Genomic DNA, 9,294 nt, shown 5'->3' on the forward strand with positions numbered 1-9,294 from the left:
AAAGGTGTTTCTATGCGTGTACTTATTACTGGCGCAGCCGGTTTTTTAGGCTCCCATCTTTGTGACCGATTGCTGGCTGAAGGCCATGAAGTTGTCGGCATGGATAATTTTATTACCGGTAATCCACAAAATTTGGCGCATCTGGCAGGACATGAACGCTATGAATTTATCCGGCACGATGTTTCGAACTTTATCTTCGTGCCTGGTAAGCTGGATGCGGTGATGCACTTTGCGTCTCCGGCCAGCCCCAATCCTAATTCGCCGTATGGATACGTCAACTTGCCCATTCAGACAATGAAGGCTGGCGCGTTGGGCACACACAACACATTGGGCGTTGCCAAAGCGCATGGGGCGCGTTTTTTGCTGGCTTCCACCAGTGAAATCTATGGCGACCCATTGGTGCATCCGCAAGAAGAAAGCTATTGGGGGCATGTAGACCCGATTGGCGAGCGCTCTGTGTACGACGAAGCGAAACGTTTCGCCGAGGCTCTGACGATGGCCTATCACCGCTTCCATGATCTGGATACCCGCGTGGTGCGTATCTTCAATACTTATGGTCCGCGTATGCACATCAATGACGGGCGCGTTGTGCCGAATTTTATCAAACAGGCCTTGCAAGGCGAATCACTGACGATCTATGGCGACGGTCAACAAACGCGCAGCTTTTGCTATGTGGATGATTTGGTCGAAGGCATTTACCGCTTGTTACTCTCGGATGAGCATCGCCCGGTGAATATTGGTAATCCGGTTGAAACAACCATTCTGGAATTTGCTCAAACGATTAATACGATGACCCGTAACGGGGGCTTGAAATTTGAACCTGGACGCCGCGGCGAGGGCGATCCACAGCGTCGTCGTCCCGACATCAGCCGTGCAAAAGAAGTATTAGGTTGGGAGCCGAATATTGACCTTGTCGATGGAATCCGGCAGACCATCCCATATTTTCGCGAAAAATTGTCGCTGCAATGATCCTGACCAAAACCCTTTCTAATCCTGCAGAACGGACGCGTTTTTTCAAATTTGCAATTGTGGGCACAATTGGCGCGGTGGTTGACTTTAGTGTATTCAACCTGCTTACACGTTTTACCGCTATAAATCCCGTGGTTGCCAGTGTTTGTTCTTTTACGGTTGCGATCGCGAGTAATTTTACCTGGAATCGTTTCTGGACTTATCCCGACTCGCGCTCGAAATCTCTGGCACAGCAGCTTTCAGAATTTGCTGTGGTCAATATTGTTGGCGTGGGCATCCGCACACCAGTATTTGCTGGCCTGAATAAACCCCTGACGAATTTATTTGCCAGCCTGAATTTTTTCCCTGACGCCGCGATATTGGAGCCACAATTTCTTGGACATAATATGGCGTTGGGTATTGCCGTGGTGTTGGTGATGTTTTGGAATTATTTTGTGAATCGGTATTGGACATATAGCGATGTGGATTGATTTTGTACAAATACCCTCCGGTATAATAGTGCTATGGCAGAATCGAAACCACTAATCCCCATTTACACAACTTCGGGCGACGTTGGCGCATTCTTGCGTTATCCCTATTTATATAATCAAATCGGTGAATGGGTTGGCTGGGTAAGACCTGATCGCGAAATTTATTCTGTATTAGGGCATTATATTGGCTGGCTGACCGATGATCCACGTATTTTGCGAAAGCGTTCGTACGATTTTTCCAAACCGCGCATCACGCCGCCCCAGCCGCAACCACGTGTGCGCGTGCCTGCTACCGTGCCGCTGGCGCCCATGATGTCTGAATTAACCTATACCCATATTGATGTTCTCGAAGAAGAGCCGCATCGCCTGGGCACAGTCGATTTCGACGAGCTGCGCGAAGATATGGATTGAGATTTCATCACTGATATGACCACACAACTTCCTGGGAAACCGATTCGAAAATCGCGCGTACAACTGGCGCAATTGATGCAGCCCGAACATGCCAACAACCATGGCAATGTTCACGGCGGCTGGATTATGAAAATGGTGGATGAAGCCGGAGCGCTGGCCTGTATGCGCCACGCTCAACATCGAGTAGTGACAGTGGCCGTTGATCAGATGATGTTTCGCCAGCCGATTCGCCTGGGCGATCTGGTGACCTTGACCGCAGAAATCAGCTATACCGGGCGTTCATCAATGGAAGCCCGCGTGGAAGTTGTTGCGGAAAATCCAGTCACTGGCGAGTGTGTGCATACCAATACGGCCTATTGTGTCTATGTCGCGCTGGATGATGACGGAAATACCGCCCTCGTCCCGCCGTTGATTGCTGAAACCGAAGAAGAGCGCCAACGCATGGAGCGTGGAAAAGTGCGCCAGGCTTATCGTATTTCACAGCGCGACGAGCTTTAGCCCCTCTGATATGTCTGAGCAAGAATCCATTCCCACGCCCGAAAATCCCATCCCCGCCGCCGAAGACGAAACGCCCCCGGTGCGCTCCCTGCGCGAGTTGATCGACCGCGTCACCGGGCGCAGCCTGGATGCCTTGCAGCCCGCCGAAGATGCCGGTATCGCCGATGTTGTGCCGTTTCCCTTCTTTGCGCTGGTCGGCCAGGATGAAATGAAACTGGCTTTACTATTAGCCATGATCAATCCGCATATTGGCGGGGCGCTGTTGATTGGCCCGCGCGGCACCGGAAAAACCACCGCGGTGCGCAGCCTGCCCGAATTGCTGCCGCAAACCCCGCGCAGCCTGTGTTACTATGGCTGCTTGCCCGAAGATGTGGAATCCGGCGGCATGGATGCTGTTTGCCCCGATTGTGCGGTTAAATATGCGCAGGGAGACCCCCTTGCCGCGCTCGATCAGGTGCGCTTGGTTGAACTGCCGTTGAATGCCCGCCTGGAAGATGTGGTCGGCGGACTGGATGAGCGCGCCGTCATGCAGGGGCATATCCGTTTGCGGCGGGGAATTTTGGCACAGGCCGACCGCAATCTGCTTTATGTGGACGAAGTGAACTTGCTTGGCGATGATGTTGTCGATGCAATTTTAGATGCCGCCGCGCAAGGCTACTATCTTGTGCGCCGCGGCCCTATATCTTCAACCTATCGGGCGCGCTTTGTATTGATTGGCTCGATGAATCCCGAGGAAGGGAAATTGCGCCCACAGATTATGGATCGCTTCGGTTTACGCGTGATCGTGCGCGGACTGCATGATACCGAAGACCGCCTGGAAGCCTATCGCCGGGCACGCGCCTATCTCAGCAATTCGCGTCAGTTGTCTGGCGAGTTCGCCGAGACAACGCTGTTGGCGCTGGAAGATATTCAGGCGGCGCGTGACCTGCTGCCTCAGGTCGAAATTCCGGACGATGTTGCCCACATGGGTTTGGCGCTGATTGAACGGCTGCAAATCGACTCGCTGCGCGCTGAAATTACTTTACTGGAGGCTGCCCGCGCCCATGCGATTGCCGATACTCGCCTCGAAGTTATCCCTGCCGATCTGAGCGCGGTTGCGCCGATGGCGCTGCGGTTGCGCCGATCGCCGTTTATGGATGATTATTTCACGCAGCATGAATTTGAAGAGCGCGAGTTTGGCACAATTTTAAAAGATATTATTCCCGAAAAATAACCACACGGACGGAAGAAATGAATATGTCACCAATCTCACATCGCCAACGCCTTGAAGTGTGTGTCTCCGGCGAAAAACCCGACCGCCCTCCTGTAGCCTTGTGGCGGCATTTTCCGATGGACGATCAGTCCCCGGAGAGATTGGCTGCCGCGACGCTGAATTTTCAACAAACCTATGATTTTGATTTTGTAAAAGTGACGCCTGCATCTTCATATTCGGTGCGGGATTGGGGCTGCCAGGATGCGTGGCGCGGTAACACTGAGGGCACACGGGACTATGCCCCAGGCGTGGTCGAACACCCCGAAGACTGGATTCGCCTCACAGCGCTGAACCCTGCCCGAGGAAGTCTGGGTGACATGCTGCGGTGCTTGAAAATCTTAAAGGCAGAACTCCCCCCGGACACGCCGATCATCCAAACAATTTTCAGCCCCTTGTCGCAGGCCAAGAACCTGGTGGGCAAGCACAACCTGGCTGTGCATTTGCGCCGCTATCCCGATGCCGTCCACGCCGGGCTAAAAACGATCATGGAGACCACGCAGCGCTTTATTGCCGCCGCGCTCGAATTGGGAGTTGATGGTGTGTTTTATGCTGTGCAGCACGCCCAATATGGGTTGCTATCGGAGTCAGAGTTTGCTGAATTTGGCCGCGCCTATGATTTACAGACCCTCGAAGCCGCGCAAGCAGGCTGGTTTAGCATGGTGCATTTGCACGGCGAGCAAGTGATGTTCGATGCCGTTAGTGATTATCCGGTACAGGCGCTCAATTGGCACGATCGCGATGCCGGGCCAACCCTGAAAGAAGCGCGCCAACGTTATGCGGGCGTGCTGTGCGGTGGATTGCGGCGCGAGCAAAGCATTGTATTGGGCGCGCCCTCCGATGTGATTACTGAAGCGCGCGATGCCATTGAAGCCACCCAGGGCGAACGCTTTATTCTGGGGACGGGTTGTGTCACCCCGATTATCGCTCCGCATGGCAATCTGCGCGCTGCCCGCCAGAGTGTGGTGCTTGAGTAATCTACGTGTGATCGCTGGAACTGCCCGCGGACAGAATTTGAGTGCCGTGCCGGGCGACACTACCCGGCCCATTACCGACCGCGTCAAGGAATCGCTGTTTAATATCGTTAGTGTGGATATTCGGGAAGCTGCGCTGCTTGATCTTTTTGCTGGCACAGGGGCGGTGGGCATCGAGGCCTTGAGCCGCGGTGCAGCCTGGGTACGCTTCATTGACCGCGAACACTTGGCTATACAAACTGTGCGCAAAAATTTACAGCGCACCAAATTGGCGGATCGGGCCGAAGTATTGCAAATGGATGCCTTTGCTGCGCTTGAGCGAGTTTCTGAACGCAGGTTTGATTATGTTTATATCGCTCCGCCACAATATAAGGGTATCTGGAAAAAGGCGTTGAACAAGGTGGATGCGCGCACAAGTTTGCTCAATCAGTTCGCCTGGGTGATTGTGCAAATTGACCCTGTGGAAGATGAGCCAATCGAACTGAAAAATTTAGAAGAATTTGACCGCCGCCGCTACGGAAGCACATTGCTGATTTTTTATGTATTGGCAACGTCGAGGAGTGTGACATGAATTCAATCCCTGCTGCCGTTCAAATTATTCGTCAGGCCTTTCCTGGAATTTCTCAAGCTGAAGCCAATGAGTTGGTTGCCATTGGCGAAGTTAAGCCCTACGCTCCGGGGGTGATTCTGTGCAAAGAAAATGCCATCGAGGAGACCTTTTTTATCATTTTGGAGGGCGAAGTTGCTGTCACAAAAATTATCAATGCCGATGAAAATCGCGCGCTAAAGCACTTGGGCGAAGGTGATTTTTTTGGTGAAATGGGCTTGATCCATAACGCGCCGCGCGCGGCCACGGTAGAAACAATTTCACCGGTAAGAGTGCTGGAAATTCACAAAACGGGCTTTGACCGTCTGTTGCAGAAAACTTCATCCATGTCTTTGGCGATGGTGCGCGAAGTCAGCCGACGCTTGAGCGAGAATGATGAAATGGCGATTGAAGATTTGCGCCTGAAGGCTGGCGAGTTGGCTTCTGCATATCAACGCCTCGCCCAGGAGGAATTAGCCCGCCGTGAATTTCTCACCACAATTGCGCACGAATTGCGCACCCCGCTGACAACTGCCCGCGGCTTTTTGGAAATGCTGCGTTTTCATGAACTGGATACTACTCAGCGAGACGAAATCTTATTAACCGTAGCGCGTAATGTTGAGCAAATTGTAACCCTGGTCAACGATATTTTATTTTTGCAAGAAGTTGAATTGCTGGAGCCGGAGATGCATCCGGTGGATGTGAGCGAATTGCTCACCGGGGCCGTTAAATCGCTCTCATCTGAGGCACAAAAGGCTAATATACACATTCACTTGAAGGCTGCATCTGCCATTCCGCAAGTAATGGGGCACGCGCGTAGTTTACAGCGCGCTTTTTCCCAATTGCTCGATAATGCCATTAAGTATAGTTCTGCTGGCAGCGAAGTCGTGATTTCTATTGAATCAGGTTCAGATGGAGTTTGTGTAAGCATCGCTGATCAAGGCGTAGGCATCCCTGAGCATATTCGCCCCTATATTTTTGACCGCTATTTTCATCTCGAGGAAGTTGGCGATAATCTATATGGGGGATTAGGACTGGGGTTGGCAATTACCAAGCAAGTTGTCGAACAACATAAGGGGCGCATCGAAGTTGAAAGCCAGGAGGGAAAGGGCAGCACGTTTATAGTGATTTTGCCAGAATTAAGCGGAGGGCTAGTCGAATTCTAGGCTGACCAGCGTTTTAAATAACAAAAAACGAAATTTTTTTGCCTTATCTTAACCGCTGGACTCAACCAGACACAATTGTACCAAATCCGGGGAATCCGCAAAACTTCAATCATTTTTCCTATGTTCTAAATAATCCGCTTAAGTATTCAGACCCTGACGGACACGATGAATGTGATGCTAATTGTAGAGAGCGGCGCGAGGCAATTCAAAGCTATGTAATTCTTTTAATTGACAACAAAGAACATCTAGGAATAGATGATTTAGAAATTCTGGCATTAACTGTTGATTATGCTTCAACATTTTATAATGATAGTGATGTTGATGCCTTACCCGAGTTTGTCCAAGATGTTAGTTCTGTGCTTGTTGGATATACAGCTACAAATGCTGATTTCTGGGCAGACAAAGTTTTAGACGCAATAGGAGTGAGAAATGAGAATCAGGATTTCTCACATGCGCGACACGAGGAGTTTGAAGATCGCGGCTATTTACCAATATACCGCGATAAGAGTAACCAAGCGCATCATTTTTGGTTTTATGTTGAAGTAAGTGCGGTTTTACCCGCAGGAAAAACGATTGCAAATGCCGCAAATTTAGCCCATGAAACCATTGCTTTTAGGGATGCTGATAATTTACTTGGTATCGGAAACCCTTTAGACGTTTCAAAGCGCGAAATATCTTTATTGCCCCCATATGTTTCACTGGGCAATGGTAGATCTTTAACGGATGTATTGTTGGGGGCTAAAGGTGCCCAACTTGGACATATGCTAAAAACAGGAGGTGTGAAATATAGTGAAGCCGGAAATTGGATTCGGAATAATATTGGAAATAAAAATATTTTTTCCAGATTACGAAATATAGTTCGATAGCTGCCAGTTGTTTTCCTGCATACATTTGTCACATTAAAAAAATGAATAAGAGTAGAATTGCTAAATTTTCATCCATTGTTTTTATAACGCTATTTGTGGGATTATGTTGTTTAATTCCCATAGCTGATTCGTTATATAGTGAAATATATCATCAAGTTATTGTCGAACCCAGATACCGCGAAAGATTGGGGATTGGGGCCAAAGATAGTGATGTTTTAGCTTTTATTGAACAAGAACTATTAGGACTTACTCATGAAGAAGCAATTAACAAATTGCAATTGTGGGGAGATGTGAAAGTAAATGATTGCACAGAGTATTTGCATCTTGATGGTTCATGCCAGATTACCTTGTCCCACTTTTTAGACACAAGTTATACCTATCAATTTATGGTTTATTATGAGGATGGAAAGGTTGAAGGCATATCAATTGAATACTCATAATTGTTTTAGATTTTATGTGTTTTCCCTCAAGCTTGGAAGGTATTATGGTCATTTTTAGATACTCCCCCTGGCAGCATTGGGGCCGATTGTAGCCTTCACCTTGCGAGCATCAAGGGCGTTCCAGGTAGCTGGATAACGGATCACTTGAAACGCCCTTGACCCTCGCGGCGGCTCAGGCTGAGTTTCCCAATGCGCTGCCAGGGAAAATGTGGGGGGCGATCAGGTTTGCCCTCGCCCTGACCTTCGCCAAGGCTCAGGTCTGTCCCTCTCCCAACTTGGGAGAGGGACGGGTTCGAGCACAGCGAGACCCAGGGAGAGGGTAATGTGCCACTGGCATGATGTATAACAATATTGGTTAAGATAAGTGACCAATGCTGCGATAGTCAATAACACTTTGAATAATGTTTTATTGGGAAATCAGAAAGCCAGGAATATTTCTTCTTGGTTTCCTGGCTTCCTCATGAAAATTCTGTTTGTACAATCGCTTGAGAAAACTACCCGGCAATAAACTTGCGTACTTCTTCGAGCTTTCCAGCGCTGCCGAGGAACTCGTTTTTCCCGGCGATAAATTTGGCATATTCGGCCATATATACTTTACCGGGTTTGCGGAAATCGAAATTCTCGGGGTGTTCTAAAAAGTGTTCACGATGGACGCGCGTCCACACCAGACGGCCATCGGTATCAATATTGATTTTGGTCACACCTAATTCGGCTGCGCGTCTGAATTGAGCCGCATCCACCCCTTTGGCGCCCAGCAGTTTGCCGCCAGCTTGATTGATACGTGCCACCTCATCTTGCGGCACAGAGCTGGATCCGTGCATAACCAGCGGAAAATTCGGCAGCCGGTTTTGAATTTCTTCCAATACATCATAATGCAAGCCCTGCGTGCCAGAAAATTTAAAAGCACCGTGGCTGGTGCCAATGGCAACCGCCAACGAATCGCAGCCGCTGCGTTCAACAAATTCCAATGCCTGATCGGGGTCGGTGAGCTTGGCATCTGCTTCGGCAACCGATACGTGTTCTTCGACGCCGCCCAACATTCCCAATTCGGCTTCTACAACAATCCCCTTGGCGTGTGCGGCATCCACAACGCGCTTGGTGATGGCAATATTTTCGTCAAAGGGTTCATGGCTGGCGTCAATCATAACGGAACTATAAAAACCGCTATTGATACAGTCATAGCAAGTTTCCTCGTCGCCGTGGTCAAGATGCACCGCGAAAATAGCGTCTGGATAAACTTCCTCAGCGCTGCGAATTAATCCTTCTAGCATTGCCTTGTCTGAATACTTGCGCGAACCTTTACTAAGTTGGATAATGAAAGGCGCCTGACTGTCCATATTCCCCTGAAATAAGCCCATTGTCTGTTCGAGATTGTTGATGTTGTAGGCGCCAATCGCGTATGTGCCATAAGCTGCTTTAAATAATTTCTTGGTCGTAACTATCATATTTGCCTCCTTGAGCAATTGCATCGTGATGAAATTAACAACTACGCAATTATAATTCATTCTGTTTGAATCCGAGAAAAATAATGCCTGGGTTTCAGATATTTGTGCAACCAGGGACGAGAAATTGCGTATAGACTTTGACGCATAATTTTCACTGCCTCACAGATTAGTTGTTAACGACTTTGTTCCGTAGTTACACGCATTGCCTTTTAGTTGCTCA

Annotated in this window: 11 protein-coding genes; 10 read left to right on the forward strand and 1 reads right to left on the reverse strand. The window is 49.3% G+C overall.

Features of this window, described 5'->3' with window-relative positions:
• Positions 1-12 precede the first annotated feature (12 nt).
• From HN413_09725 to HN413_09770, 10 genes are all read left to right on the forward strand, one after another.
• The gene (locus HN413_09725; GenBank protein ID MBT3390678.1) at positions 13-969 is read left to right on the forward strand and encodes an SDR family oxidoreductase; all 957 of its coding nucleotides are present in this window, start codon (positions 13-15) and stop codon (positions 967-969) included.
• On the forward strand, positions 966-1,439 hold the full coding sequence (locus HN413_09730; GenBank protein ID MBT3390679.1) for a GtrA family protein: 474 nt from the start codon (positions 966-968) through the stop codon (positions 1,437-1,439). Before HN413_09725 ends, HN413_09730 begins: the two co-directional genes overlap by 4 nt.
• 33 nt (positions 1,440-1,472) lie before the next feature.
• Positions 1,473-1,850, forward strand: a complete 378-nt coding sequence (locus tag HN413_09735; GenBank protein MBT3390680.1) for a hypothetical protein — start codon at positions 1,473-1,475, stop codon at positions 1,848-1,850.
• Positions 1,851-1,865: 15 nt separating this feature from the next.
• Positions 1,866-2,348, forward strand: coding sequence for an acyl-CoA thioesterase (locus HN413_09740; protein ID MBT3390681.1), 483 nt, complete (start codon positions 1,866-1,868; stop codon positions 2,346-2,348).
• Positions 2,349-2,505: 157 nt separating this feature from the next.
• Complete coding sequence (locus HN413_09745; protein MBT3390682.1) at positions 2,506-3,561, forward strand: magnesium chelatase; 1,056 nt, start codon at positions 2,506-2,508, stop codon at positions 3,559-3,561.
• 23 nt (positions 3,562-3,584) lie between these two features.
• A complete protein-coding gene (locus HN413_09750) occupies positions 3,585-4,574 on the forward strand; it encodes a uroporphyrinogen decarboxylase (GenBank protein MBT3390683.1) in 990 nt (329 codons plus the stop codon).
• Positions 4,567-5,142, forward strand: coding sequence for a 16S rRNA (guanine(966)-N(2))-methyltransferase RsmD (gene rsmD, locus HN413_09755; GenBank protein MBT3390684.1), 576 nt, complete (start codon positions 4,567-4,569; stop codon positions 5,140-5,142). Before HN413_09750 ends, rsmD begins: the two co-directional genes overlap by 8 nt.
• The gene (locus HN413_09760) at positions 5,139-6,323 is read left to right on the forward strand and encodes a cyclic nucleotide-binding domain-containing protein (protein ID MBT3390685.1); all 1,185 of its coding nucleotides are present in this window, start codon (positions 5,139-5,141) and stop codon (positions 6,321-6,323) included. Before rsmD ends, HN413_09760 begins: the two co-directional genes overlap by 4 nt.
• 38 nt (positions 6,324-6,361) lie before the next feature.
• Entirely contained in the window at positions 6,362-7,189 is an 828-nt protein-coding gene (locus HN413_09765) for a hypothetical protein (GenBank protein ID MBT3390686.1), read from the forward strand.
• Positions 7,190-7,230: 41 nt separating this feature from the next.
• Positions 7,231-7,629 carry a hypothetical protein gene (locus HN413_09770; protein MBT3390687.1) on the forward strand — a complete coding sequence of 133 codons (399 nt, stop codon included), beginning with the start codon at positions 7,231-7,233 and terminating at the stop codon, positions 7,627-7,629.
• Positions 7,630-8,123: 494 nt separating this feature from the next.
• On the opposite strand, the gene HN413_09775 is transcribed toward HN413_09770, so the two are convergent.
• Positions 8,124-9,074, reverse strand: coding sequence for a ketose-bisphosphate aldolase (locus HN413_09775; protein MBT3390688.1), 951 nt, complete (start codon positions 9,072-9,074; stop codon positions 8,124-8,126).
• Positions 9,075-9,294: the final 220 nt, after the last annotated feature.

The sequence above is a fragment of the Chloroflexota bacterium genome (assembly GCA_018648225.1).
Lineage (GTDB): Bacteria > Chloroflexota > Anaerolineae > Anaerolineales > UBA11858 > NIOZ-UU35.

Excerpts from the sequence above, each read along its gene's own strand:
- HN413_09725 (MBT3390678.1), top strand. The coding sequence starts at position 13 with ATGCGTGTACTTATTACTGGCGCAGCCGGTTTTTTAGGCTCCCATCTT.
- HN413_09770 (MBT3390687.1), top strand. The coding sequence starts at position 7,231 with ATGAATAAGAGTAGAATTGCTAAATTTTCATCCATTGTTTTTATAACG.
- HN413_09760 (MBT3390685.1), top strand. The coding sequence starts at position 5,139 with ATGAATTCAATCCCTGCTGCCGTTCAAATTATTCGTCAGGCCTTTCCT.
- HN413_09740 (MBT3390681.1), top strand. The coding sequence starts at position 1,866 with ATGACCACACAACTTCCTGGGAAACCGATTCGAAAATCGCGCGTACAA.
- HN413_09750 (MBT3390683.1), top strand. The coding sequence starts at position 3,585 with ATGTCACCAATCTCACATCGCCAACGCCTTGAAGTGTGTGTCTCCGGC.
- HN413_09775 (MBT3390688.1), bottom strand. The coding sequence starts at position 9,074 with ATGATAGTTACGACCAAGAAATTATTTAAAGCAGCTTATGGCACATAC.
- HN413_09735 (MBT3390680.1), top strand. The coding sequence starts at position 1,473 with ATGGCAGAATCGAAACCACTAATCCCCATTTACACAACTTCGGGCGAC.
- HN413_09730 (MBT3390679.1), top strand. The coding sequence starts at position 966 with ATGATCCTGACCAAAACCCTTTCTAATCCTGCAGAACGGACGCGTTTT.